Origin of the sequence: Samsonia erythrinae, from assembly GCF_004342665.1 — a bacterium.
Classification (GTDB): Bacteria; Pseudomonadota; Gammaproteobacteria; order Enterobacterales; family Enterobacteriaceae; genus Samsonia; species Samsonia erythrinae.
In genome coordinates this window covers 1-26,784 of sequence record NZ_SMBY01000002.1, presented here as the reverse complement: position 1 = coordinate 26,784, position 26,784 = coordinate 1, and the positions used below count along the sequence as shown (strand labels likewise).

The window sequence follows — 26,784 nt, the reverse complement described above, 5'->3', positions numbered from 1 at the left end:
GGGAAACGTTAGGCCGTGCCGCCGACGGTCAGGCTTTCCAGTTTCAGCGTAGGCTGACCTACGCCAACCGGCAGGCTCTGCCCTTCTTTGCCACACACGCCAACGCCCTTATCCAGCGCCAGATCGTTGCCCACCATTGAGATCTGCTGCATCGCCTCAATACCGGATCCAATCAGCGTCGCCCCTTTAACCGGTGTGGTAACGCGTCCTTTTTCAATCAGGTACGCTTCGGATGTCGAGAAAACGAACTTGCCGGACGTGATATCCACCTGACCGCCGCCAAAGTTGGGCGCGTACAGACCGTATTCCACGCTGGCAAGAATGTCTTCCGGCGTGGATTTCCCGGCCAGCATATACGTGTTGGTCATGCGCGGCATGGGCAGATGCGCATATGACTCACGACGACCGTTACCGGTTGGCGCAACGCCCATCAGACGAGCATTCAGCTTGTCCTGCATGTAGCCTTTCAGAACCCCGTTCTCGATCAGAACGTTGTATTGCCCCGGCACCCCTTCATCGTCCATCGCAAGGGAACCACGACGCCCCGCTAATGTGCCGTCATCCACCACCGTACACAGCTCAGACGCAACCAACTGCCCTATCTGCCCGCTAAAGACGGAGGTGCCGCGACGGTTGAAATCCCCTTCCAGCCCGTGCCCTACGGCTTCATGCAGCAACACGCCCGGCCAGCCGGCCCCCAGCACGACGGGCATCGACCCCGCGGGCGCCGCCACCGCCGACAGGTTAACCAGCGCCATGCGCACCGCTTCTTTCGCCCAGGCATCAACGCGCGCCTCACCATCGACGACGGCCCAGAAATACTCATAGCCGCTGCGAGCACCGCCACCGCTGGCGCCACGCTCACGTTTGCCCTCGGCCTCCACCAGCACGCTGATCGACAGGCGAACCAGCGGACGCACATCCGCCGCCAGCGTGCCATCCGTCGCCGCCACCAGCACCAGTTCATACACGCCGGTCAGGCTAGCCGTGACCTCCTGTACGCGCGCATCGGCAGCCCGCGCGATGGTGTCAGCACGCTGCAACAGCGCAATCTTGTCTTCACGCGTCAGGCTGTCCAGCGGATTCAACGCCGGGTAGAGAGAACGATGCGCAACCTCCCCCAATGTGCGTGCGGTGCCGGAACCCTGTTCCCGTACAATGCTGCGCGCCGCCTGCGCGCTCTGGTGCAAGGCATTCAGCGTAATCTGATCGGCGTAGGCGAACCCGGTTTTTTCACCGTCAATCGCACGGATCCCCACGCCCTGATCGATGTTATAAGAACCGTCTTTGATAATACGATCTTCCAGTATCCAGGATTCATGGTAGCTGGATTGGAAATAAAGATCGGCATAATCCAGCCGACGCGCGTTGAGCGTCCCCAGAACAGCCGCGAGATCGTCAAGTTTTAAGTTGTTGGCGGTGAGTAATTGCTCACTGACAAACGAAAGGCTCATAGTTTTTCACTCTTTATCTGATAATCGGCTGAGTACGCTGCGTGACGCTCACGGCGCTATCCGCCCTTCTTTTTGTTCGGCTCACGCAGCACTTCCTGAATCTTCGGCTGATCGACGCTGCCGGAGATATGGTAGCGGATCAGCGAAATCTTGTTCCATAGCGGCGCCAGTACCTTGCTGGCCGCAAACACGGCGGCCCCCACCACCGGATTGACGGCGAATGCCGTCGCCACGCCCACCGTGGCGGAAATTTCCGGGGCGATGACCGCTTCCACATCAATCTGCCATTGGGTAAGGTCGAGATCGCCTTTCAACGCGATATCCGCCTCAAGCCCGTCGATCAGCATATCATCCGTATGCATCACGCCATCTTTAATCCATATCGTGTTGCTGATCGAATCAAAATAGAACCCGCTGCCGAACGTATCGCTAAAATCAAAGCGTAGCTTACGCATCAGCGCATCAAAGCTCAGCAAACGCAGTAGCTGCGCAGCCTGGCCCGTATCGGCTTGCGCAATTTCCCCCTTGCCAATGCGCGTATGCAATATCCCGCTCAGGCTGGCGATATCCGGCGCCCACGGCGTACCGCGCCAATACAGATCGTAATCCACATCGAAAGAACCGGCTTTCAGTGGCGAACTCACGCCAAACCAGTCGGCATTCTGCTCCAGACTATCGCCCTTCAGGCGGCCTTTCAGCGCAGTTCGCACGCCTGCGGCATTTTCCTGCCAGGTGCCGCTGACCGTCAGGCGGGCTTTGCCGGTATCAATGATACCGTCCTCCAGCGTCAGCTTTTCTTTTTCCGGCAGCAGCGTTCCCTGAATACGCCCCATATTCTGCCCGATAATCCAGCACTGGCGACAGTTAACGGTCAGAGGCGGCCAGTTGTCAAAACTGATGCTCGGATCGTTAAGCGGTGATTTCTTCTCTGCCAGCGCAATCGGGTTGGTGGCTTCATTCCCTTTCCACTGCGGGTTGTAGTAGAGATACCGGATATCGCCGCGCCACATGCCCTGATTCGGCATCTCAATCGTTCCATCGATTTCACGCCCTTTCACCTGCACGGCACTGCCGCTTAGCGTATTTTGGCGTGTGATGTCCAGATCGTGCCACTGCTGTCCCAGCAGCTGTATTTCAGGCGTCCGCAGCGTGACGGCTTTCGGCAACCGGAAGGAACGGCTCGCTTTTTTCCCCTCCGTCGATGTGTGCAGCGCCGGCAAGAGCGCCAGCCAGTTTTCACCATCCAACGGCGGAAGATCGAGCACCAAGGCGGAATCGTCCGGCAACGCAGGCGCCGCGCTGCCTCCATTCTGCCAGCTCGCCCGTGCCAACGTCACCGCATCGCCTTTCAGCAGCCATTGGCTATTGAAACGGTTCGCCTTACCTATCCGGCCATGCATCGCAAAACCGTTCAAATCGCCGCTGGCTTTAACGTCTAACGGCAGACTCTCGCCGGCGTGTTTCGCCAGCGGGCGAGGTAAGTGACTGCTTACTTCTTTAAAATCCGCCTTCACATCAACATCATAGGTCGTTTTACCCGAGTGCGGCAGCGTTAAGGCAACCGTGCTCTTCCAGTCCGCGGCGCCGGACAAAGCTTTTTTCGCCGATGCTGGTAAACCGGGCAACAGCGCTGGCTGCCATGCGCCCTGTAAGCCCACATTCACCAAAAAAGCCTTTTCCTGCTCTTGCGTCGTGAAATTAACGGCCATCGGCTGATTTAGCCAATTCGCCCGGAGCGTTTCGCTGCGTAAGTTGCCGTTATCGTAGTGGAATTTACCTGAGAGATTTTTAATCGTGGTATCCAGCGGCTTGATGTACAGGCTGTTATTGTTCAGCGTGATGTCGCCGCTGGCGCGCACGTCGTCGCCGGCAAGCGGAATATCAAGACGCACCGTTCCCTGCACCGGCCCGCCGATGTTCAGCGCATCCAGCGCCGTGCCCAGCGAAGATGCCAGCGGCGTCTGATGGAAATAGTTTCCCACTTCAGGCCCCGGTCCCGCCAGTTCACCCTCAATGAACAGTCGCTCTTTTGCATAGTCAGGAATAACCGCGCTGATATTTTTGCCTTCTACCTGACCCAGCCAGATTTGCGGCGCAAACATCCTCAGTCCGTTATTCGCGAAATCCAGCTGAATATCCAACGGCGTCAGCGCCGGCCAGTCCGGTTGAAATTCAAAAGTCGCATCCTTCACCGGCACCCAAACTTCAAACTGACCTTCATTATGCGTAAACGGGAAACGCTGCGGGTTACCGGCAAAAATCAACGTCGCGTTATCGACGCGTCCCCCTTTGAGCGCGCCGCTCAGATAATCCACCACCTCGGTGCCCATAAAGGGTTCCGGATAATAACGCCAGGCATCTGCCGCATCGGTCATCCGAATCCCCGCCAGAATATCCAGCCGCGGCGCCTGTTTGGCGGGCTGCTCATAGCGAAAATCACCGTTAGCCCAGAGCGATTTCGCCTGTACATTCAGCCGATGACTCCAGAGTGCCAACCCCTGCGCGTCATTACGCCAGTCAATCGTGCCGCTCGCCTGTTTGATCTCCAGCGGCGCGCGAAACATCTCAGCGTAAGGCAGCGTACTCTGCGCTAACGCCATCTTAATCTGCCCACGTTCGGCGCTCCCGCTGGCGGAACCGGAGAAATGATCGATCCCCGGCAGTAATTTCCACGCTTTCCAGCTCACATCCTGCCAGCTTGTCTGAAAGCGGCTTCTTTCTGGCTGTTGCAAGGGGATATCCACGGCAACGTGATTCACCGTGCCTGTCGGTTGCAGCGCCGCCCATCGTTGTTTCAGGGCGGGCGTGGTGCCGGACAGCAGCGGAAGCAGCGTGCTCACGCGTTCCAGCGCCAGATTGCTGGCACGAATACGCAGCTCCTCTTGACGATCTGGACCCAGCAGGTGTTCATTCTTAGGCAGCCAGAGCGCGGAAAGCCGGCCAGTTGGCCAGGCAATGCCATCCGTCGCCAGATTCAAGGCGGGAATATCGACCTGCCAGCCATTTTCCTGACGGCTGACGTGCAGCGTCATGTCATCAACGTTCAGGCGATGCGATTCATTCCCCTCCCCCCAGCTCGCCGTTCCCTCATTGAGAAACACGTCGCCGCGATGAATATCGCCCTCACGAATATTCAGCCACGCCGCCAGACTGAAATCGGCGCTTTTCAGCCCGGTACTGTTTTTCATCCAGCGACTGAGCCAGGGCTTCATATCGATATTGTCGGCTTGCAGATAGAGCGTGCCATTGCTAAGCAACCCCTGCTCATCGTGCAAATCCATGCGCATTTGCACCACGCCATGCTGACCGTTAAAGCTCGACAGGCTGATCAAACCTTCCGCACGGTGTCGTTTATCGGAATTCAGCCAGGTCAGTTGGGGAATGCTCAGTTCCGCCCGGGAGCCGGAAGGCGTAAGAAAGGTAATGTGACTGTCGCGCAAATCAAAGTGATCGAACTGGCGCAGGAAAAGGTCGCTGATATCCCCCGATTCGATCAGCTTGCTGTTCTGCCGCTGCGCATTCAAAGGACTCTTGAGTTCAAGCGTTAACTGATGAAAAGTCAGATCGCGAAACTGCCAGCGTCCGTGCAGCAACGACTGCCACACATCCAACGCCAGCGTTACACGCTCAACCTGCCAGTTCGATTCCGGCAGGGACGTGCGCAATTTTTCAATTTCCAGCGTCGGGCCAAAAGACGCCCAGCGCCCCTTCAGCGCGCCGATTTCCAATGGCACACCGGCAGCAGACTGCACCCAGTCCACCAGCTGTGGCCGGAAATGATCGAGCTGCGGCAGCGCCAGTCTTAAGCCGCTGACTAACAGCGCAACCATCACGACAAGCGTGGCGCCCGTGACGGCGAGTATTCCGGGCAGTCGCCTCACTCATTTCTCCTCTTTTCGTCGCCGACGACGAGCGAACGAATTACATCATTACGACGTCAAATTGTTCCTGGCTATACAGGGGTTCGATTTGTACTTTGACCTGCTTGCCGACGAAAATTTCGACCTCAGCTAACGCATGCGATTCTTCACTTTTCAGCGCTTCCCCCACCGCGGGCGAAGCGTAGACCAGGAAGCGATCGGTGTCATACGCGTGATGCACCCGCACGATTTCACGCATGATTTCATAACAAACGCTTTCTACCGTCTTCACCGTACCACGACCACGGCACGTCGGGCACTCATGACAGAGTATGTGTTCGATGCTTTCACGGGTACGCTTACGCGTCATCTCCACTAAGCCTAGCTGAGAGAAACCACTAATACTGGTTTTCACCCGATCTTTACTCAGCGCCTGCTCTAAAGAATGCAACACACGCCGACGGTGTTCTTCGTTGTTCATATCAATGAAATCGATAATGATGATACCGCCGAGGTTACGCAGACGCAGCTGCCGCGCAATCGCCTGCGTGGCTTCCGTGTTGGTATTGAAAATGGTTTCATCCAGATTGCGGTGGCCAACAAACGCACCGGTATTGATGTCGATGGTCGTCATCGCTTCCGTCTGGTCGATAATCAAATAGCCGCCAGACTTCAGCTCAACCTTTCTATCCAGCGAACGCTGGATCTCGTTTTCGACATCAAACAGGTCAAAAATCGGCTGTTTACCCGCATAGTGCTCAAGCTTATTGGTCATTTCCGGGATATATTCGGAGGTAAACTCCAGCAGCGCTTCATATGTCAGCCGGGAATCAATCCGAATACGATCCAGCTCCGCCCCCGCGAAATCCCGTAAAATCCGCTGTGCGAGCGCGACTTCGCCGTAGAGCTTGTATTTACTCTGGTTACGCTTCTTGCGTTCCATGACTTTGCCCCACAGGCGCTTCAGAAACGCGGCATCCTGAGAAAGCTCTTCTTCGCCAATCCCTTCTGCGGCAGTGCGGATAATGAAACCACCCTGATCGTCGCAATATTCGGCGACCGTCTTCTTCAGGCGTTCACGCTCGGCTTCGCTTTCAATGCGTTGTGAAACGCCCACGTGCGATGCCCCGGGCATAAACACCAGATAGCGCGACGGCAACGTGATATCGGTGGTGAGACGCGCGCCTTTGGTGCCCAGCGGATCTTTCACGACCTGCACCATCAGGTCCTGTCCCTGGCGCACCAGTTCGGCAATATCACGGACGTGGAAATTCTTCTGTTCATCACCGGCAACACATTCGGTATGCGGCATAATATCGGACGCGTGCAGGAACGCCGCCTTATCCAGACCGATATCCACAAACGCGGCCTGCATCCCCGGCAAGACGCGGCTTACGCGCCCTTTATAAATGTTGCCGACAATACCGCGCTTCGCTTCACGCTCAATGTGGATCTCTTGCAGAATGCCGCCATCAATGTAGGCAACCCGCGTTTCCGAAGGTGTAACGTTTACCAGTAACTCAGCAGTCATGTTTCCCTCTTGCGCCCCTCAGCGCAGCAAAATTACTGAACAGCTCATGTGTTTCGACCAGCGGCAATCCCACCACCGCATAATAGCTTCCGCTGAGCGACCGGACAAAGCACCCACCTTTTCCCTGAATTCCATAAGCCCCTGCTTTATCCATCGGCTCTCCGCTGGCGATATAACGTTCGATATCCTGTGGCGACAGTGGACGAAAGACGACATCGGTGATCACCAGAGCGCTTAATATATCGTCTCTGTCCGCCAGCGCGACGGCGGTCATCACCTGATGTTGTTTTCCCGACAGTTGACTCAGCATTTCCGCCGCATGGGCCTCATCGCGCGGCTTTTCCAATACCTGCCCGTTCAAGGCCACGATGGTGTCCGCCCCCAGAACCGGGAGATCGAACGGCGCCGCCGCCACGCCAGCGATGGCCTTTTCATGCGCCAAACGCCGGACGTAGGTTTCCGCCGCCTCTTGCGATAAACTCACTTCTTCCACCGCCACGTTCAGCACAGAAAAAGGGATGTCGAGCTGCGTCAGCAGTTCCCGACGGCGGGGAGAAGCAGAGGCCAGATAAAGCTGGGTCATGGGTCACCTTATTGCACAGTAAACTGACGACGAATTTTACGCATCAGCAGGAACAGCCACGGCCAAAGCACGCCATCGACCACGCAGTTCCAGAACGTTTCCGGCCGGAAAGAGACATGAATAACCAAAAATTCTGCCCAGAATACAATCAGATCCATCAGCAACGACAGCGCCATGACAATCAACGCCTGTTGCCATAACGCCATATTTCGAAACAACTGAAATTTGAACGCCACCAAATAGGCAATGACGCTAAGCGCCAACGCCCGGACTCCCAGAGTAGACCCAAGAATCAGGTCCATAATCATACCCAATAAAAACCCGGTACCGACATTCACCCGGTGCGGCAACGCCATCACCCAGTAAATCAGGAACAGCGTCAGCCAGGACGGACGAAACATATAGATTTCATCCGGCCACGGCATAATCTGCAAGATCATGGCAATCAGGAATGAGAGCCAGATAATCCAGTTGCCATGCCTGCGATAGCGGTTCATTGATGGCCTCTTTGCGGCTCGGTAGTGGGAACAGCGATATCAGGAGGAAGCGGCGGCCCTATTTCATCAGGCGACGGTAATACCTGTGGCATCATCTGCATCAGGCGCTCATTGGCAACCCGATGCACCTCCGCTGGCGGCAGCGAGGTATTAGAGTTGTTTTCCACGCCCCATAATAATAAGAGATAGCGCAAACGTTGCAGCCCCGCGGTCGGATGAGCCTGAATAATCGTATAAGCGCGCTGAGTATCCACTTTCACCGAGGATACCACCGCCACCGGATAACCTTCAGGGAAACGCCCACCCAGGCCGGACGTCACCAGCACATCGCCCACACGGATGTCCGTATTGTTAGGCAGATGTTCCAATTGCAAATCGTCGGTACAACCGTTGCCGGCAGCGATTACGCGGATATCATTGCGCAGCACCTGAATCGGCAACGCGTGGGAAACATCACAAATTAACAGAACCCGGCTGGTAAACTGACCGACCGCGACGACCTGCCCCACCACGCCTTTATCGCTGATGACCGGCTGCCCCTCATACACGCCATTTACCTGGCCTTTATCAATCACAACCTGATCGCTATACGGGTCGGTTCCGGCGGACATCACCTGCGTGACCATCTTCTGTTCATCCTGACGCAGCGGCGAACCGAGCAGTTCGCGTAACCGCGCGTTTTCCTGCTTGAACTGCCCTAACAGCAACAGATCGCTGTTTTTCATCAGCAGTTCCTGACGCAACGCGGTATTTTCAATGCTCAGCTGTTCACGCGTCGCCAGCGATGCGGAGACATTATCCAGCACCTGACGTGGCCCATTGGCCAGAAAATAGAACGGGCTGACCGCGGTGTCCATGTACGTTCTGATTTTAACGAACGAACCAAGCCGACTGTCCGCGACGATCGCGACGATCGCGGTAACGACAGCAAGAAAAAGTCGTAATTGCAGGGAAGTCCCCCTGCTAAAAAGCGGCTTCATAAAATTCGCGTATTCCTCGACTGCAACCTCAAATCGCTCCGGCGATTTTTCATGTCACAAAGCAGCGCCCCGCAGGGCAAATCTCATTGTTCGGCAAATAAAAAAGGGGCAACCACGAGAGATGAAAAACGCTTGCGTTCATCCATCCGGCCCCCCTTTTCCAGACAGGATTACTCCTCGCTGAACAAATCGCCACCGTGCATGTCGATCATTTCCAACGCCTTACCGCCGCCACGGGCAACACAGGTCAGCGGATCTTCAGCCACCACGACAGGAATACCGGTTTCTTCCATCAGCAGGCGATCCAGATTACGCAGCAGCGCGCCGCCGCCGGTCAACACCATACCGCGCTCGGAAATATCGGAAGCCAGTTCCGGCGGGCACTGCTCCAGCGCGGCCATCACCGCACTGACGATCCCCGTCAACGGCTCTTGCAACGCTTCAAGAATTTCGTTGGAATTCAGCGTGAACCCACGCGGCACACCTTCAGCCAGATTACGGCCACGAACTTCAATTTCCAGCACTTCATCGCCCGGATAGGCGGAACCGATTTCATGCTTGATGCGCTCAGCCGTCGCTTCACCAATCAGCGAGCCATAGTTACGGCGAACATAGTTGATGATCGCTTCGTCGAAGCGATCGCCGCCAATACGGACAGATGACGAGTACACGACGCCGTTCAGCGAGATAACGGCGACTTCCGTCGTGCCCCCACCGATATCAACCACCATGGAACCTGTTGCTTCGGATACCGGCATACCTGCGCCGATCGCGGCGGCCATCGGCTCTTCGATCAGGAACACTTCACGTGCGCCCGCACCCAGCGCGGATTCACGAATGGCGCGCCGCTCGACCTGTGTCGCGCCGACCGGGACGCAAACCAGCACGCGCGGACTTGGACGCATAAAGCTGTTGCTGTGTACTTGCTTGATGAAGTACTGCAACATTTTCTCCGTGACCTGGAAATCGGCGATGACGCCGTCTTTCATCGGGCGAATGGCGACAATATTTCCGGGCGTTCTACCCAGCATCTGCTTAGCGTCATGGCCTACCGCCGCCACGCTTTTTTGAGAGCCTGCGCGATCCTGACGGATGGCGACCACCGAGGGTTCATTCAGTATGATGCCCTGCCCTTTAACATAAATCAGGGTATTGGCGGTACCCAGGTCGATGGACAAGTCGTTGGAAAACATGCCACGAAATTTCTTAAACATAACTAAAGGATAATCCTGCAAGCTGGGGGCGAAAAATAAATCCGCCTACTTTACCAACCACACGAAGCAGCGACAAGGCACGAAAAAGCTCTGCTTCGGTGAAAAATTAAGTCTGAGTTGCGCACATCGACGTCAGGGAACAGACACATCATGTCCTCTCCTTAGGCGGCAAAGCAGATTACCACGATCCGCACGACGGAATTGCGCTAACACCGGACATAAAATCTAACATTTAATCGGATTGTCGCTAACGTAAGCACACACTAACTGATTTAACAACCGCCTCATTCTACGTTAATTTGAGCAGTGCGTTTATATTAAACACGATGGCGCGGTGAATATTTTTTCAGCTCATCCGTTACTGAAATTGATGCGGCAAAAAAATCCCCTTGTCCGCCATAAACGCCTTTCCCCAAGAGCATCCGCCACTCTTCTTTCGTTCGCACGCCAGCGGCAAACACTTGCGTTTGCGTTCCTTTACAGGCTTCGGTCAGACTTTGTACAAAGAGCTGGTTTTCCGGGCGACGCTCCAGACTACGCACCAGTCCGGGATGAAGCTTGATGATTTCCACAGGAAGCGACTTGATATACGTCGTACTGACGAGCGTTAAACCGGCCTGTGTGACAGCCAGACGACATCCCAGTCCCAATATCAGATTTAGAATCGGGCGCAGACGGCCGATATATTGACAAACATCTGCCTCCGCAAGTTCAAATAAAATACGCTGCCGTTGCGATTTCGGACATTGTAGTAATGTTTCTTTTAGCCAGCGCAAAAAAGCTTTCTGCAAAAGTGAGTCCACACTGACCGGCACAGCCAGATTTTCACTCGGCCAAATCGCCAACAGGTCAATAACCCGCGCAAGAAGTTGCCGGTCATAGTGGGTTGTCAGTCCGAGTTGCTGCACCAACGGCATATATTCCGCAGCGAGCAATTCCTGCTCGCCGTCATAAATTCGGCTCATCATTTCACGATGATGCACAACGCCCTCTTTCGTGACGGCAGGCTTCTGATAGAGCCTCGGCCCCCCTCGCGCCAGCGTTTGCTCCAGCAACGTGCGCCATTTCACGCTGCCGCGGCTCTTGTCCGGCACCTGTCGGTCATACACACACCAGCCGTTCCCTCCCTGCAAGACGGCGTTGCGCCTTGCATCCTGCACGCTTTCCATCACCTGTTCCGCACTTTGACCGCTGTGATAGGCGCAAATGCCGATGTGCAAGATATCTTGCGGATCGATCAACGGACAGACGGGAAGAATATCGATCGCTTTCACCAACTGAGCGGCGATAGCATCGGCTTCTTTCAGCGTGCGGTGAGGGAGCAATACGGTGAAGTCGCTGCTGAAATAGCGCGCCAGCAGTGCGGAGGGATAACGCATAACAAACGTCGACAGCAGGTTGACCAGCGTAAAACGGTATTCCTGAAGGACACCTCGGTTGTAGCCGTGTGTTTCCTGGAGGATTTCAAAATCCGGCACGCGGATCATCATGACGATCCCGTGCGTCCCCACGTCTTCGCTGTCTTCCAGTTGTGTCGTTAGTTGGTTATCAAAAAACAGACGGTTGTTCAGCCCGGTTTCCGCATCCTGTGCGGCAAAGGCACGAATTAAGGTATCCACCCGCCCCCGCTCCTCACGCGCTTCCACTAGATCCGACAACAGCAGATCGAGCGCTCCGCTGCTATTGGCGGGCCATTCACGCGCCGACCCCTGCATCACCGATTCACGTTCGCCGTTGAGAATATGCCGCGCGCGCGTTTCCAGCTCTTGCAGCCCTACAGACTGACGCTGTAGCCAGCGAATGGACAGATAGAGCATCAGGAGCATCAGGCCTGCGGCCAGCAGTATCGGCAACATGGATATCACGACGCGCGACAAACCAATTAGCGGATCAACATATTTTAAGACGACCACCCCATCCAGATGGTGCATAAGCGGGAATTCAGCCTGATGGTAGAGATGCGTTCGTTTCCACGCCGAGTCAGGCAATGCTATCGAATAGAGCGACGAATCGTTATCCCAAATCTCCAGCGTGACAATGCCTGCCGTCTTCATCATCCCCGGCAGCCAGAACTGGACATCTTCAGGCGGCTGCACTAATAACGCCTGATCGATACTGGCTATCACCTCATGTAACTGTTGCTCAGTTCGCTGCTGGCTATAAGCGTAGAGACTGAACAGGTTACTGAACAGCATCAGGAAAATAGCGAACGTCGTCAGCAATGTTACAAGTATTGAGAATCTGGTCGTAAATCCCATCCCTGCGTCCTATTCCAAAGAATGCCATTTCAGCAAGTTTTTTGTTTTTTATCAGTTTGCCAACGCCGATTGCAACGCATAGTACTTATAACGAAAGATATTCGTCATAATTATAGTATGGCTTCCTCACTTTTAATCCTGCTACAGGAGATTGCTCATGCAGGCTTTGGTTCTTGAACAGTCCGACGGTCTGACGCGCGCCGAGATCCGTGAGATTGATGCGGAACAGCTTCCCGCCGGGGATGTTACCGTCGATATCAATTGGTCCGGTATTAATTATAAAGATGCGCTCGCCATTACGGGCAAAGGCAAGATCATTCGTCACTTCCCGATGGTGCCGGGGATCGATTTCGCGGGCGTAGTGCGCCACAGCGACAGCGCCCGATTTACCGTAGGACAGCCCGTCATCCTGACCGGCTGGGGCGTGGGGGAAAACCACTGGGGCGGTCTGGCGCAGCAAGCGCGGGTGAAAAGCGATTGGCTGGTGCCTTTGCCCTCCTCGCTGGACGCCCGTAAGGCAATGATCCTCGGCACCGCGGGCTTTACTGCCATGCTGTGCGTCATGGCGCTGGAAGACGGCGGCGTCACACCGGCAAGCGGCGACATCATTGTGACGGGCGCCAGCGGCGGCGTCGGCAGTACGGCAGTCGCCCTGCTCGCCGCGTTGGGTTATCAGGTGACCGCCGTCAGCGGACGTGCTGACAACACCGACTATCTGAAGAAACTGGGCGCGGCACAGGTGCTCGAACGCAGCGAATTCACCGGCAATGCCCGCCCGCTGGAAAAGCAGCGCTGGGCAGGCGCGATTGATACCGTCGGCGACAAAGTGCTGGCGACGCTGCTGGCGCAGATGGATTACAACGCGACGGTGGCAGCGTGTGGTCTGGCTGGTGGTATTGCGCTGCCGACAACCGTCATGCCCTTCATTTTACGCAATGTTCGTCTGCAAGGCGTGGATTCCGTGATGGCGCCGCTGGCGCGTCGTCAGCAGGCGTGGGATCGTCTGGCGACCATCCTGCCTGACGCATTCTACGAGCAGGTGACAAAGGAAATCGGGTTGGAAGATGTCCCCGCCGCCGCCGCCGCGCTGCTGGAAAACAACGTCACTGGCCGCACACTGGTGAAAATCGGCTAACGTTTTTTTAGCCGCTTTCGGGCGGCTGTTACACCCTGCAATAAAAGTCCTTCGTTTTACCGTGCGATTTCTACCGCAACTCATCTATAACTAAGTGAACGATAAGCATTAAAAAACGCCATTTTGCTTTAACAAAAATCATGACTGGCGGGAGTTCACATGCACAAACATCGCAAGCTCACGGAAGCCGACGTTACCCCGGAATCCCTCTTCTATCAGCGCCGGCGCGTATTAAAAGCGCTGGGCATTTCCGCGGCGGCGCTCTCACTGCCGCTTTCTGCACAGGCTGACCTGCTAGCGTGGTTTAAAGGCGGAGAGAAACCCAAAGCGCCGCCGGGTAAGCCGCTCACATTTAGTCAGCCTGCCGACTGGAGGCTCGATCTGCCTCTCACGCCGGAAGATAAGGTCACGGGTTATAACAACTTCTATGAGTTCGGGTTGGATAAAGCCGATCCGGCGGCCAATGCCGGCGGGTTAAAAACCACTGGCTGGACCGTTAAGATAGACGGCGAGGTAGCCAAACCTATCACGCTGGATATCGACGATGTGCTAAAACGCTTTCCGCTAGAAGAGCGGATCTACCGCTTTCGCTGCGTTGAGGCCTGGTCGATGGTCATTCCGTGGGTCGGGTTTGAGCTGGCCAAGCTGATTAACTTCGCCGAACCCACCAGCAACGCACGCTACGTGGCGTTTCAGACGCTTTACGACCAGGAGCAGATGCCGGGACAAAAAAATCGCGCGATAGGCGGCGGGCTGGACTACCCCTATGTCGAAGGGCTGAGACTGGATGAGGCCATGAATCCCCTGACGCTGCTGGCCGTCGGCGTTTACGGCAAGACACTGCCGCCGCAGAACGGCGCGCCTATCCGACTCGTGACGCCGTGGAAATACGGGTTCAAAAGTATCAAATCCATTGTGCATATTCGGTTAACCCGTGAACAGCCGCCCTGCACGTGGAATCTGGCGGCCCCAGATGAATATGGCTTCTATGCCAACGTTAACCCCCATGTCGATCACCCGCGCTGGTCGCAGGCGACGGAACGCGTCATCGGGTCAGGCGGCCTGCTTAACGTTGAGCGTCAACCTACGCTGTTGTTCAACGGCTATGCCGATCAGGTCGCCTCGCTGTATCGCGGCTTGAATCTGCGCGACAACTTCTAGCGATCACTTCCTGTCAGGATAGGAATCCACATCAGCATGAGACTGACGTTACAACACATTAATCGGCTAAAAGTGCTACTCCATCTGGCAGGTTTTCTGCCATTGCTGTGGCTGATATTGTCGGTTGACCAAGGGTGGTTCAGCGCCGATCCGGCCAAAGATATCCAACACTTTACCGGCAGGATGGCGCTAAAACTGTTGCTGGCGACGCTGTTGGTCACACCGCTGGCGCGTTACGGCAAACAGCCGCTGCTGATTCGCTGCCGTCGTCTCCTCGGGCTGTGGTGTTTTTTCTGGGCGTCGTTGCATCTGGCAAGCTATGCGCTGTTGGAGCTCGGCCTGAACCATCTGGCTTTGCTGGGTCAGGAGCTGATATCCCGGCCTTATCTGACATTGGGTCTGATAAGCTGGCTGATTTTGCTGGCGCTGGCAGTGACCTCGCCACAGAAACTGATGCGCAAACTGGGATCGAGATGGCAAAAATTGCATAATTTCGTCTATTTGGCTGCCATCCTTGCGCCTATCCATTATCTTTGGTCGGTTAAAACATACTCTCCGCAGCCTATTTTATATGCACTCGCGGCGCTGATATTGTTGCTGTTTCGTTATAAAAAATTTCGCCAATGGTGGCGCTAAACGCCGCGGCAACACAGGAAAAACCGGTGACTGACCACGGAGAGATTCACACCTTCTCACGACCTCACACCGGAATATCTCCGCAGATAAGACCAGTATTTAGCTGCGAATTGCCACGATATGGTTATAATGCACGGTTTTGAATTCTCCGGTCGGACAATTTTCGTCACGAAAGGTGACAAACGAACAGCTTCGCGCTATTTTGTGCGACACGAAGATAATCGCGGGAGATAGCAGCACAATGGCAGAAAAGTTTCACATTTTGCTTTTGAACGGCCCAAACCTGAACCTGCTAGGTACCCGAGAGCCTGACAAATACGGTAAGACGACGTTAACAGACATTGTCAGCGAGCTGGAAGCACAGGCGCAGGCATTGAACGTGGAGTTTTCCCATCTGCAATCCAACGCGGAACATGTTCTGATCGATACCCTCCATCAGGCCAAAGGAAACACGGACTTCATTCTGATTAATCCGGCGGCATTCACCCACACCAGCGTTGCGCTGCGTGATGCCCTGCTGGCGGTCGACATTCCGTTTATCGAAATTCATCTGTCCAATGTGCACGCGCGTGAACCCTTCCGCCATCATTCCTATCTTTCTGATATTGCAGTAGGCGTGATATGTGGTCTGGGGGCAGAGGGTTATCAGTATGCTTTACAGACGGCGGTAAAACGCCTGTCAACTTCCAATTAAACAAAAGAGTACGGAACCACATCCATGGATATTCGTAAAATCAAAAAACTGATCGAACTGGTTGAAGAGTCTGGCATCGCCGAACTGGAAATTTCTGAAGGTGAAGAATCAGTACGTATCAGTCGTGCCCCGGCAGCAGCCAACTATCCGATGATGCAGCAAGCCTATGCCACACCGATGATGCAGCAACAGCCTGCTCTGGCCGCCGCGGTTGCGCCAGCGCCCGCTGAAGCCCCGGCTGCGCCAGCGGCTGTCAGTGGACACATCGTTCGCTCTCCAATGGTTGGAACCTTCTATCGCACCCCAAGCCCGGATGCCAAAGCATTTGTGGAAGTGGGTCAGCAAGTCAACGTTGGCGATACCCTGTGCATCGTCGAAGCCATGAAAATGATGAACCAGATTGAAGCCGATAAAGCGGGCGTAGTGAAAGCCATTCTGGTCGAAAGCGGCCAGCCGGTTGAATTTGACGAGCCACTGGTTGTCATCGAATAACGAGGCTTATCATGCTAGATAAAATCGTTATCGCTAACCGCGGAGAGATTGCACTGCGCATTTTGCGTGCCTGTAAAGAACTGGGCATCAAAACCGTCGCCGTTCACTCCAGCGCGGATCGCGATTTGAAACACGTATTGCTGGCGGACGAAACCGTGTGTATTGGCCCGGCGCCGTCAACAAAAAGCTATTTGAATATCCCGGCCATTATTTCCGCTGCGGAAATTACCGGTGCCGTTGCGATCCACCCCGGCTACGGTTTTCTGTCCGAAAACGCCGACTTTGCCGAGCAGGTTGAACGCTCCGGCTTTGTGTTCATCGGCCCGCGTGCCGATACCATCCGTCTGATGGGCGATAAGGTCTCCGCCATCAACGCGATGAAAAAAGCGGGCGTGCCGTGCGTACCGGGTTCTGATGGCCCGCTGGACGGCGATATGGACAAAAACCGCGCCTTTGCCAAACGCATCGGCTATCCGGTCATCATCAAGGCCTCCGGCGGCGGCGGCGGTCGCGGTATGCGCGTGGTGCGCAGCGACAAAGAGCTGGAACAATCCATCAATATGACCCGTGCGGAAGCCAAAGCGGCTTTCAACAACGACATGGTCTACATGGAAAAATACCTGGAAAATCCACGCCATGTGGAAATTCAGGTACTGGCGGACGGTCAGGGTAACGCGATTTATCTGGCCGAGCGTGACTGTTCCATGCAGCGCCGCCACCAAAAAGTGGTGGAAGAGGCGCCGGCGCCGGGCATTACGGACGAACTACGTCGCTATATCGGCGATCGCTGCGCGAAAGCCTGCATCGATATCAATTATCGCGGCGCAGGTACGTTCGAATTCCTGTACGAAAACGGTGAATTCTACTTTATTGAAATGAATACCCGTATTCAGGTGGAACACCCGGTAACCGAAATGATTACCGGTGTGGATCTGATCAAAGAGCAATTACGCATTGCCGCCGGTCAGCCGCTGTCCATCAAACAGGAAGATGTGAAGGTGCGCGGTCATGCGGTGGAATGTCGTATCAACGCCGAAGACCCGAATACCTTCCTGCCAAGTCCGGGGAAAATCACGCGCTTCCACGCGCCGGGCGGCTTTGGCATCCGCTGGGAATCGCATATTTACGCCGGTTATACCGTACCGCCGTATTACGATTCCATGATCGGCAAACTGATCACCTACGGTGAAACCCGCGAAATCGCGATTTCCCGCATGAAGAACGCGTTGGCTGAGCTGATCATTGACGGCATCAAAACCAACATCGAACTTCAGATGAAAATCATGCAAGACGAAAACTTCCAGAGAGGTGGCACGAACATCCACTATCTGGAGAAAAAACTCGGGTTGCAGTAGATACGGTACGATCTCAGTGACGATCATAAGGCCGGTGCAAACCGGCCTTTCTCTTTTTATATCAATTCAGGCTAGTCAATTCGCCCACATGCCGTAAAATTCCCGCTTTCGTCATCACAACGGTCATAACACTGCCAATACTCCCTTCACGGTGGAGAAGAATATGGACACACGCTTTCCTCAGGCGCACAAAGAGGCCCGCTGGGCTTTCGGCCTGACGCTGGTTTATTTAGTGGCCTGGGTGCTCGCCGCCTATTTGCCTGACAACACACAAGGGATCACCGGCCTGCCGCACTGGTTTGAGATGGCCTGCCTGCTGCTGCCGCTGGTTTTTACGTTGCTGTGCTGGCTGATGGTACGCGTCGTTTTCCGCGATATCTCACTGGAGAGTGACGATGCAAATTGAAATTTTATTACCGCTGATTGGCTATCTGCTTCTGGTCTTCGGACTGTCGGTCTATGCGTACCGTCGCCGTCAAGCGGGTAACTTTCTTAACGAATATTTCCTCGGTGGTCGATCCATGGGCGGGTTTGTGCTGGCGATGACGCTCATCGGCACTTACGTCAGCGCCAGCTCCTTTATCGGCGGGCCGGGTGCCGCGTATAAATACGGGCTGGGCTGGGTGCTGCTTTCGATGATCCAGCTCCCCACCATGCTGCTGTCGCTCGGAATTCTGGGGAAAAAATTCGCTATTCTGGCGCGCCGTTACAACGCCATCACGCTGAATGACATGCTGTACGCCCGTTACAACAGCCCGCTGCTGGTATGGTTCGCCAGCATCAGCCTACTGGTGGCGTTTATCGGCTCCATGGCCGTGCAGTTCATCGGCGGCGCCCGCCTGCTGGAAACGGCGGCAAACATCCCTTACGACATCGGCCTGCTGATTTTCGGCGTCACTATCGCGTTGTACACCACGTTTGGCGGCTTCCGCGCCAGCGTGCTCAATGATGCGATGCAAGGCATCGTGATGCTGATCGGCACCGTCATCCTGCTGATAGGCGTGATCTATGCTGCCGGCGGCTTGCACAGCGCAGTGGATAAGCTGCAACAGATTGATCCTATGCTGGTCTCGCCACAGGGCAGCAACGGTATTCTATCGATGCCGTTTATGGCCTCATTCTGGGTGCTGGTCTGCTTCGGCGTCATCGGCTTGCCGAACACCGCCGTCCGCTGTATCTCTTATCGCGACAGCAAGGCGCTGCATCGGGGGATTATTATCGGCACGATCGTCATCGGCGTGCTGATGCTCGGCATGCCTCTGGCCGGGGCGCTGGGCCGCACAGTGATGCCAAATCTGACCATTCCCGATCAGGTTTTACCGGCACTGATGGTCACGGTGCTACCGCCGCTGGCTGCCGGGATCTTTCTCGCCGCGCCAATGGCCGCTATCATGTCCAACATTAATGCCCATCTGCTTCAGGCGTCCGCGACGATCATCAAAGATCTCTATCTCAGTGTACGTCCGCAGCAGATCCATAATGAGCACCGCATTAAGATCTTGTCCAGTATGGCCACTCTGCTGCTAGGTCTTCTGGTGCTGCTGGTTTCTTTACGACCGCCGGATATGATCATCTGGCTGAACCTGCTGGCGTTTGGCGGTCTGGAAGCGGTGTTCCTGTGGCCGCTGGTGCTGGGCCTGTACTGGGAGCGCGCGAATGCCGCGGGGGCACTTAGCGCCATGTTCAGCGGGGCGATTTGCTACACCTTGCTGGCCAGCTTCGATCTGCATCTGGCCGGGTATCACCCGATTGTGCCATCGCTGTTACTCAGCCTGATGGCGTTTATTATTGGCAACCGCTTTGGTCATAACCCACCCGCGCCGGTTGCCGCTTCATCTTCACTTTAAATGTCATAGAGACTGCCATGCCGTGGATTCAACTGAAAATAAACACCTCAGGAAAGGTTGCAGAACAACTGGGTGACGCCATGATAGAAAGCGGTGCGGTATCCGTTACGTTTCAGGATACGCACGATACCCCGGTGTTCGAACCGCTGCCGGGCGAAACCCGCCTGTGGGGAGATACCGATGCCATTGCGCTGTACGATGCCGAAACCGACATGAACGCGGTGATCGCCATGCTTGAGCAAGAGCCGCTGCTGGGCGTCGGTTTTAAACATAAAATCGAACAGCTGGAAGACAAAGACTGGGAACGTGAGTGGATGGATAACTTCCACCCGATGCAGTTCGGCAAACGCCTGTGGATTTGCCCAAGCTGGCGTGACATTCCAGATCCGGACGCCGTCAACGTCATGCTCGATCCCGGTCTGGCGTTTGGCACCGGCACGCATCCCACGACCGCCCTGTGTCTGCAATGGCTCGACGGGTTGGATTTAGCAGGAAAAACGATCATCGATTTCGGCTGCGGTTCCGGCATTCTGGCCATTGCCGCCCTGAAACTGGGTGCAGCGCGCGCCATCGGGATTGATATCGATCCGCAGGCGATTCAGGCCAGCCGCGATAACGCGCAGCGCAACGGCGTCTCCGAGCGTCTTGAGCTGTATCTGCCGAAAGACCAGCCTGCCGACCTGTCTGCCGATGTCGTCGTCGCCAATATCCTTGCCGGCCCACTGCGCGAGCTGGCACCGCTGATTAGCGATTTACCTAAAGCGGGCGGTCACCTCGGTCTGTCCGGCGTGCTGGCGACGCAGGCCGAAGGCGTCGCAGAAGCCTACGCAGACAAGTTCATGCTCGATCCGGTTGCAGAACGTGAAGAATGGTGCCGCATTACCGGCATCAGAAAAGCGGTGTAGTGGTTTTCGACTCGGACTGGATACAACACAAAAGCCGCATTGGAGGACATATTACACTGCCTGCGGCTTCTTACCTCTCCATCAATCACTACGTCAGAGACATCTGGTAGCATATTCTTAGCAGATGTTTTCACTGCCGGAGTAGAGAAGGCAGAGCCCCTAAAACAACATAAGACATTGTTGTTAATGAATAAATTAAATTTTCAAGTCTGAAAAACTCTGATTTATTGATCTATTCGGCTTAATTGGTCAAAGTTTGGCCTTTCATCTGGCGTAAAAAATGCGTAATATACGCGCCCTTGCAGGCACAGTATGGTCAATCTTTGTCTATGCACATTGGACAATTTCAGCTTACCAATCGTTTGATAGCAGCCCCGATGGCTGGTATTAGCGATCGCCCATTCAGAGCACTCTGTCATGCGATGGGCGCTGGAATGACCGTGTCTGAAATGCTCTCTTCCAATCCGGAAGTGTGGCGTTCAGATAAGTCGCGTTTGCGTATGGTACATAGCGATGAGCCCGGTATCAGGGCCGTGCAGATTGCCGGCTGTGACCCGGATGAGATGGCGGCGGCAGCCAGAATCAATGCTGATTTCGGTGCGCAAATCATCGATATCAATATGGGCTGTCCGGCAAAAAAGGTGAACCGCAAGATGGCAGGATCTGCTTTGTTGCAGTATCCGGATTTGGTCAAACAAATCCTTTCTGCGGTAGTGAAATCGGTAGACGTACCGGTGACGCTGAAGATCCGTACCGGTTGGGCACCCGAGCACCGCAACTGTGTAGAAATTGCCAAATTGGCTGAAGACTGTGGCATTCAGGCATTAACCATTCACGGACGCACCCGTGCGTGTTTGTTCAATGGTTCAGCAGAATACGACAGTATTCGGGCAGTTAAGCAGGCCGTTTCCATTCCAATTATTGCGAATGGCGACATTACAGACCCGCATAAAGCCAGAGCGGTTCTTGATTACACCGGGGCAGATGCCCTGATGATAGGACGAGCCGCTCAGGGAAGACCCTGGATCTTTCGGGAAATCCAGCATTATCTGGACACAGGGGAGTTGCTGGCGCCAATGCCATTGGCGGAGGTCAAGCGCTTGTTGATCGAGCACATACGGGAATTGCACGACTTTTATGGTCCAGGCAAGGGATTCCGTATCGCTCGTAAGCACGTATCCTGGTATCTCCAGGAGCACGCTCCAAACGACCAGTTTAGGCGCACATTCAACGCCATTGAGGATGCCAGCAAGCAGCTGGAGGCGTTGGAGGCATATTTTGAAAATCTTGCGTAAACAGAAAAAGAGCTGACAGAACTATGTTCGAACAACGCGTGAATTCTGACGTACTGACCGTTTCCACTGTAAACTCTCAGGCCCAGGTAACCCAAAAACCCCTGCGCGACTCGGTTAAACAGGCACTGAAGAACTATTTTGCTCAATTGAACGGTCAGGACGTTAATGACCTGTATGAGCTGGTACTGGCTGAAGTTGAACAGCCACTGTTGGACATGGTGATGCAATACACCCGCGGTAACCAAACCCGCGCCGCCCTGATGATGGGCATCAACCGCGGTACTCTGCGTAAGAAATTGAAAAAATACGGCATGAACTGATATTAATCAGTTAAGCATTTGAAAAAAGGCGCTTTACCTTTCTGGTTAAGCGCCTTTTTCTTTGCTGTTTTTCAGGGCGACAGCCGCCTGAACGGATGGATACATGAAAGAGTCGGAGCGGGTTATTAAGCCGTTCTGCTATCCATGATCGGTTTACAGAAAATGGTCGTCTGATTTTCGGTTGTGGGAGTGCCGTAGGGTGTTCAAGATGAATCCTGCATATCGCCAGAGGAGATAATCATGGACTTCACTGAACTTCATCATCAAAACACGCCATTACTTATCGCCAATGTCTGGGATGCTAGCAGCGCTATTGCGGCTCAGCAGGCTGGCTATCAAGCTCTGGGAACCTCAAGCGCAGCCATTGCCGCCATGTTAGGTTACGAGGACGGAGAAGCAATGTCATTTGATGAATTGCTGTATATCGTCACTCGTATCAAATCCGTCATTAACTTGCCATTGAGCGTTGATGTTGAAGCGGGTTTTGGTAAAACAGCAAACGAGATCGCCACTCATCTTAAACGTCTCATTCTTCTGGGCGTTGTTGGTATAAACCTTGAAGATAGCAGAGTAATTAATGGTGTCAGACAACTTGATGATGCAATGGTATTTGCCAGCACCATAAAAGAGATTCGTCATGCATTGGCCACAGAGAATTATCCATTATTTTTTAATATTCGTACCGATACCTATCTTCTTAGCCATGAGCAGGCATTGCAGGAAACGTTATTGCGCGGTCGATTATACGAAGAGGCGGGTGCTGATGGTCTTTTTGTTCCATGCCTGACGTCTGAAAATGATATTGCGATCATTTCTCGGGAGATTAATTTGCCACTCAACGTCATGTGCATGCCAGACCTCCCTGATTTTGACAGGCTGAAAAAACTCGGCGTAAATCGCCTCTCTATGGGTAATTTTGTTCATTCAGCCATGCAATCGACGTTTAAAAATGTAATGCTAACTATCCAGTCGCAACAGTCATTTGCAGGAGTTTTTGTTGATGAAAGTTCTCGATAATGACCAGTGCGACATCTGGTATCAGGCACTACTTGAGCGGGCTTCAGAGTATACCGGGATCTTTTTTGTTGGTGTGATAACAACGGGCGTATTTTGTATTTCCGTATGCCGGGCACGAAAACCAAAACGTGAAAATGTTGAATTTTATAAAGATATTAAATCCGCTCTGGATGCGGGATTTCGCCCCTGTAAAGTGTGCCGACCCACGGAAAATGCACATAGCGCACCGCTTTTAATTGAACAAGCGCTTGAACTCGTGCGTGCCAATCCTAAAACACGGATAAGCAATGCTGAACTGCGTAAACACAACATCAGCCCAGAGCGGGTTCGTCGATGGTTTCTGCAAAATCACGGTATTACCTTTCAGGCTTTCCAGCGCATGCAGCGGGTGAATATCGCACTTCAGGAACTAAAAGGTGGGCGTAATGCAACCGACGTTGCTTTTGATAGCGGCTACGAATCATTAAGTGGTTTTGGCTATACCTATAAACAGCTTACGGGCGTGAGTCCGACCGAACACAGCCAGGTGATTATGATTCACCGTTTTACCACGCCGCTCGGCCCCATGTTTGTCTGTGCCACCGAACGTGGCGTTTGCCTATTGGAATTCACCGACCGTCGAATGCTGGAGACCGAATTTCGCGATCTTCAGCGATTGCTCAAGGCTCGGATAATCTCTGGTGAAAATAATCATACCCGGCAAACAGAAAAAGAGATCAGCGAGTATTTCTCAGGAACGCGCCAACAGTTTACTCTTTTACTCGATACTCCAGGCAGTGATTTTCAGCGTACCGTCTGGCAAGCGCTACGCACGATCCCTTATGGCCAAACCTCACACTATCAGGCGCTCTCCGGGCTGATAGGGAACCCAAATGCAGTACGAGCGGTGGCGGCAGCGAACGGAGCAAACCGAGTGGCAATCGTCATTCCTTGCCACAGAATTATCGGCAAGGATGGTACGATGACAGGCTATGGTGGCGGAGTGGCGCGCAAAGAGTGGCTCATTGAGCATGAAAAAAACAATGCTTAATCATGCCAATGGAAGCGACGTCAAATAGCGTGAGAATGCCTCAGCATATTGAATCATCAAAAAATTTATAAACCTCTAGCCACTTGCGGGCAATAAGCCCGCTTAGGGTTCACAACAATGAATCCAGAATCTAAACACCTCGACGGGAGAAACGCTTAAAACAGCAGCAACCTATCTGGAGCGAAGGAGCCTTCTCGTTCGAAAAATTTCCTGATGTCCTTTGCGCCAAAAAACCCTGTTGGATGCCGCGATACACGTGCGAGCGGAAAAGACGTTAATGATACTTCCCCCTGCCTGCATCTCAGGCCCCGCCAATGCCTTACTCAACGAAGATGACGCCATCCGACACCGCGATTATCGTACTTACCAGTACGGCGCCTTATCGGCTCAGGAAGGGTAAACAGAACAATACGCTGACCGTTGCGACCATTCTCTCTGACAATAGACTGTTTCTGACATTCCCTCTCGCAACATAGTTAAAGCCTGTTAGGCGCACTATAGTCATCGTAAAAGTACGGTTCGCTATAAAAGGACTATATTCACTTCTGATATAAATCATCACACAACGTGATTTATAAACAAATGTCTTGTCACGTAGATTAGTTATTAATAAAAGTTATAAGTACATCACTGCATACTACCCACAGGAATTCATAATGAAAAAAATACGTTTTGCTTTACTGACCAGTGCCCTGCTTGCTACCAGCGTATTCGCTCATGCCGATGACCTTAGCGCCATCAAGTCCGCCGGCGTGCTCAAGATCGGCACAGAAGGCACCTACGCGCCTTATACCTATCACGATAAATCAGGCCAGTTGGTGGGCTTCGACGTGGATATCGGTCGTGCGGTGGCAGAAAAGCTCGGCGTGAAAGCCCAGTTCATCGAAGGACGTTGGGACGGATTAATCGCGGGGATTGATGCCAAACGCTACGATGTGGTCATCAATCAGGTTGGCGTAACCAAAGAGCGTCAGGCTAAGTATGATTTCTCCAAGCCGTATATCGACTCCAAGGCGGTGCTGGTTGTTCGTGGCGATAACACTACTATTAAAGATTTCAGCGATCTGAAAGGCAAAAAATCGGCACAAAGCCTGACCAGTAATTATTCGAAGCAAGCCACCCGCTACGGTGCGGACATTGTGCCGACGGACGGTTTTAACCAGTCGCTGGATTTAGTGCTTAGCGGCCGCGCCGACGCGACGTTAAACGATAATCTGTCATTTCTGGATTTCAAAAAGCAGAAGCCGAATGCCAACGTGAAGATTGCGGCAACCGCAAAAGACGGCGAACCTTCTGCGATTCTGGTGCGTAAAAATCAGGCGCCACTGGTGGAGGCATTGAATAAAGCGCTGGATGAAATAAAAGCGGACGGCACCTATAAAACAATATCTGTGCGATACTTCGGGGAGGATGTTTCTCAATAATCACACGGTTACCAGAGTGCGTTGTTCAACCTGATTTTTATCGACATGATATATCAGCGCGTTCTGTGATTAACACATACCGTTATCGGAGCTCGTTTTCATGCCGCCTTGGCTACAACTCATGGCAGACTCCTTCTGGAGCCTGCTGTCTGCGGGACTGAAATTTACCGTCCCTCTGGCGATTCTGTCTTTCATCTTTGGCTTAGCCCTCGGCATTATCATCGCGCTGGTTCGCCTTTATGGCCCCAAGCCGCTGAAATGGCTGGGTGATTTCTACGTTTGGGTCATTCGTGGCACGCCGTTACTGGTGCAGCTTTTCCTGATTTTTTATGGGCTGCCCAGCGCGGGGATTACTCTGGATGCCTTCCCTGCTGCACTCATTGGTTTCACCATTAGCGTGGGTGCTTATAGCTCAGAGATCGTCCGTGGAGCCATACTGTCTGTCCCGAAAGGGCAATGGAATGCCGCTTATTCTCTCGGCATGAACGGAAGGCAGGCAATTCGTTGGGTCATATTTCCCCAATCTGTTTTTGTGTCTCTGCCGCCGCTTTCCAATACGTTTATTTCGTTAATCAAAGATACGTCGCTGGCCGCCGTTATTACCGTACCGGAGATGTTCTTATCCGCTCAGCGCATCGTTTCCGTTACCTATGAGCCTCTGATTCTGTATGTCGAGGCTGCACTGATTTACCTGATGTTCAGCACCGTGCTAAGCCAGTTACAGGTTAAACTCGAAAAGTATTATCAGCGCCACATCACACACTGACGTTTCAGCATCAGCCCATGCCATCCACGGGACAGATCTGCCGTTTGCGGGGTTTCAACCACTGTTGAATAAATTGAGCTACCAGGACATACACATACTTTTTAGATATAAGAGTGGCGGAGAAATTGAGGATGTGGTCGCATATCTGGCGTTTTACCACAGGAGACACAGCAGCCCCTTTCCGCACTCCACGCATAGCAAAAAGCCCCTGTCTTACGACAGAGGCTTTCCACTTATTTGATGCCTGGCAGTTCCCTACTCTCACATGGGGAGACCCCACACTACCATCGGCGCTACGGCGTTTCACTGCTGAGTTCGGCATGGGGTCAG

At 53.7% G+C, this 26,784-nt stretch carries 24 protein-coding genes and 1 rRNA gene; 16 read left to right on the top strand and 9 right to left on the bottom strand.

The genetic code is table 11. The features are described from left to right. Nucleotides 1-8: 8 nt before the first annotated feature. The 8 genes from tldD to csrD form a co-directional block, all read right to left on the bottom strand. Nucleotides 9-1,454: a metalloprotease TldD gene (tldD, locus tag EDC54_RS04520; RefSeq protein WP_132453724.1), complete on the bottom strand. Its 1,446-nt coding sequence runs from the start codon at nucleotides 1,452-1,454 to the stop codon at nucleotides 9-11. A gap of 56 nt (nucleotides 1,455-1,510) precedes the next feature. Next, a complete protein-coding gene (yhdP, locus tag EDC54_RS04515; RefSeq protein WP_132453722.1) occupies nucleotides 1,511-5,335 on the bottom strand; it encodes an AsmA2 domain-containing protein YhdP in 3,825 nt (1,274 codons plus the stop codon). A gap of 40 nt (nucleotides 5,336-5,375) precedes the next feature. Beyond that, nucleotides 5,376-6,845 (bottom strand): ribonuclease G, encoded by a 1,470-nt coding sequence (rng, locus tag EDC54_RS04510; protein ID WP_132453720.1) that lies wholly within the window; start codon nucleotides 6,843-6,845, stop codon nucleotides 5,376-5,378. After that, the gene (locus tag EDC54_RS04505) at nucleotides 6,835-7,428 is read right to left on the bottom strand and encodes a Maf family protein (RefSeq protein ID WP_132453718.1); all 594 of its coding nucleotides are present in this window, start codon (nucleotides 7,426-7,428) and stop codon (nucleotides 6,835-6,837) included. Before EDC54_RS04505 ends, rng begins: the two co-directional genes overlap by 11 nt. An 8-nt stretch (nucleotides 7,429-7,436) precedes the next feature. Next, entirely contained in the window at nucleotides 7,437-7,925 is a 489-nt protein-coding gene (mreD, locus tag EDC54_RS04500; protein ID WP_132453716.1) for a rod shape-determining protein MreD, read from the bottom strand. Then, nucleotides 7,922-8,905, bottom strand: a complete 984-nt coding sequence (gene mreC, locus EDC54_RS04495; RefSeq protein WP_132453714.1) for a rod shape-determining protein MreC — start codon at nucleotides 8,903-8,905, stop codon at nucleotides 7,922-7,924. Before mreC ends, mreD begins: the two co-directional genes overlap by 4 nt. A gap of 170 nt (nucleotides 8,906-9,075) precedes the next feature. Next, on the bottom strand, nucleotides 9,076-10,119 hold the full coding sequence (gene mreB, locus EDC54_RS04490) for a rod shape-determining protein MreB (RefSeq protein WP_132453712.1): 1,044 nt from the start codon (nucleotides 10,117-10,119) through the stop codon (nucleotides 9,076-9,078). Between the two features lie 317 nt (nucleotides 10,120-10,436). Next, nucleotides 10,437-12,377, bottom strand: a complete 1,941-nt coding sequence (gene csrD / locus EDC54_RS04485) for an RNase E specificity factor CsrD (protein ID WP_132453710.1) — start codon at nucleotides 12,375-12,377, stop codon at nucleotides 10,437-10,439. A gap of 157 nt (nucleotides 12,378-12,534) precedes the next feature. Between csrD and acuI the strand changes: the two genes are divergently transcribed. The 16 genes from acuI to EDC54_RS04410 all read left to right on the top strand — a co-directional run bounded on the left by acuI (nucleotide 12,535) and on the right by EDC54_RS04410 (nucleotide 26,454). Beyond that, nucleotides 12,535-13,512, top strand: a complete 978-nt coding sequence (gene acuI, locus EDC54_RS04480) for an acrylyl-CoA reductase (NADPH) (RefSeq protein WP_132453708.1) — start codon at nucleotides 12,535-12,537, stop codon at nucleotides 13,510-13,512. Between the two features lie 159 nt (nucleotides 13,513-13,671). Continuing rightward, nucleotides 13,672-14,673 (top strand): protein-methionine-sulfoxide reductase catalytic subunit MsrP, encoded by a 1,002-nt coding sequence (gene msrP, locus EDC54_RS04475; protein WP_132453706.1) that lies wholly within the window; start codon nucleotides 13,672-13,674, stop codon nucleotides 14,671-14,673. 36 nt (nucleotides 14,674-14,709) lie between these two features. Beyond that, nucleotides 14,710-15,309, top strand: coding sequence for a protein-methionine-sulfoxide reductase heme-binding subunit MsrQ (gene msrQ / locus EDC54_RS04470; RefSeq protein WP_132453704.1), 600 nt, complete (start codon nucleotides 14,710-14,712; stop codon nucleotides 15,307-15,309). A gap of 241 nt (nucleotides 15,310-15,550) precedes the next feature. Then, nucleotides 15,551-16,003, top strand: coding sequence for a type II 3-dehydroquinate dehydratase (gene aroQ / locus EDC54_RS04465; protein WP_132453702.1), 453 nt, complete (start codon nucleotides 15,551-15,553; stop codon nucleotides 16,001-16,003). 24 nt (nucleotides 16,004-16,027) lie between these two features. Then, nucleotides 16,028-16,495 carry an acetyl-CoA carboxylase biotin carboxyl carrier protein gene (gene accB / locus EDC54_RS04460; protein ID WP_132453700.1) on the top strand — a complete coding sequence of 156 codons (468 nt, stop codon included), beginning with the start codon at nucleotides 16,028-16,030 and terminating at the stop codon, nucleotides 16,493-16,495. Nucleotides 16,496-16,506: 11 nt separating this feature from the next. Further along, nucleotides 16,507-17,850 (top strand): acetyl-CoA carboxylase biotin carboxylase subunit, encoded by a 1,344-nt coding sequence (gene accC / locus EDC54_RS04455; protein ID WP_132453698.1) that lies wholly within the window; start codon nucleotides 16,507-16,509, stop codon nucleotides 17,848-17,850. 163 nt (nucleotides 17,851-18,013) lie between these two features. After that, nucleotides 18,014-18,256 (top strand): YhdT family protein, encoded by a 243-nt coding sequence (locus tag EDC54_RS04450; protein ID WP_132453696.1) that lies wholly within the window; start codon nucleotides 18,014-18,016, stop codon nucleotides 18,254-18,256. After that, a complete protein-coding gene (gene panF, locus EDC54_RS04445; protein ID WP_132453694.1) occupies nucleotides 18,246-19,697 on the top strand; it encodes a sodium/pantothenate symporter in 1,452 nt (483 codons plus the stop codon). Before EDC54_RS04450 ends, panF begins: the two co-directional genes overlap by 11 nt. A gap of 17 nt (nucleotides 19,698-19,714) precedes the next feature. After that, the gene (prmA, locus tag EDC54_RS04440; protein WP_132453692.1) at nucleotides 19,715-20,602 is read left to right on the top strand and encodes a 50S ribosomal protein L11 methyltransferase; all 888 of its coding nucleotides are present in this window, start codon (nucleotides 19,715-19,717) and stop codon (nucleotides 20,600-20,602) included. 329 nt (nucleotides 20,603-20,931) lie between these two features. Continuing rightward, the gene (dusB, locus tag EDC54_RS04435) at nucleotides 20,932-21,897 is read left to right on the top strand and encodes a tRNA dihydrouridine synthase DusB (RefSeq protein ID WP_132453690.1); all 966 of its coding nucleotides are present in this window, start codon (nucleotides 20,932-20,934) and stop codon (nucleotides 21,895-21,897) included. A 23-nt stretch (nucleotides 21,898-21,920) separates the two neighbouring features. Continuing rightward, nucleotides 21,921-22,217 (top strand): DNA-binding transcriptional regulator Fis, encoded by a 297-nt coding sequence (gene fis / locus EDC54_RS04430; RefSeq protein ID WP_012883002.1) that lies wholly within the window; start codon nucleotides 21,921-21,923, stop codon nucleotides 22,215-22,217. 240 nt (nucleotides 22,218-22,457) lie between these two features. Further along, a complete protein-coding gene (locus EDC54_RS04425; RefSeq protein ID WP_132453688.1) occupies nucleotides 22,458-23,234 on the top strand; it encodes an isocitrate lyase/PEP mutase family protein in 777 nt (258 codons plus the stop codon). After that, a complete protein-coding gene (locus EDC54_RS04420) occupies nucleotides 23,218-24,264 on the top strand; it encodes a bifunctional transcriptional activator/DNA repair enzyme AdaA (RefSeq protein WP_132453686.1) in 1,047 nt (348 codons plus the stop codon). The genes EDC54_RS04425 and EDC54_RS04420 overlap by 17 nt, the downstream gene beginning before the upstream one ends. A gap of 277 nt (nucleotides 24,265-24,541) precedes the next feature. Further along, nucleotides 24,542-24,664, top strand: a complete 123-nt coding sequence (locus EDC54_RS18140) for a hypothetical protein (RefSeq protein WP_268991092.1) — start codon at nucleotides 24,542-24,544, stop codon at nucleotides 24,662-24,664. 256 nt (nucleotides 24,665-24,920) lie between these two features. Continuing rightward, nucleotides 24,921-25,688, top strand: a complete 768-nt coding sequence (locus tag EDC54_RS04415) for an amino acid ABC transporter substrate-binding protein (RefSeq protein WP_132453684.1) — start codon at nucleotides 24,921-24,923, stop codon at nucleotides 25,686-25,688. 100 nt (nucleotides 25,689-25,788) lie between these two features. Beyond that, nucleotides 25,789-26,454 (top strand): amino acid ABC transporter permease, encoded by a 666-nt coding sequence (locus EDC54_RS04410; protein WP_010681530.1) that lies wholly within the window; start codon nucleotides 25,789-25,791, stop codon nucleotides 26,452-26,454. Nucleotides 26,455-26,696: 242 nt separating this feature from the next. On the opposite strand, the gene rrf is transcribed toward EDC54_RS04410, so the two are convergent. Then, nucleotides 26,697-26,784, bottom strand: a 5S ribosomal RNA gene (rrf, locus tag EDC54_RS04405); the annotation flags it as partial.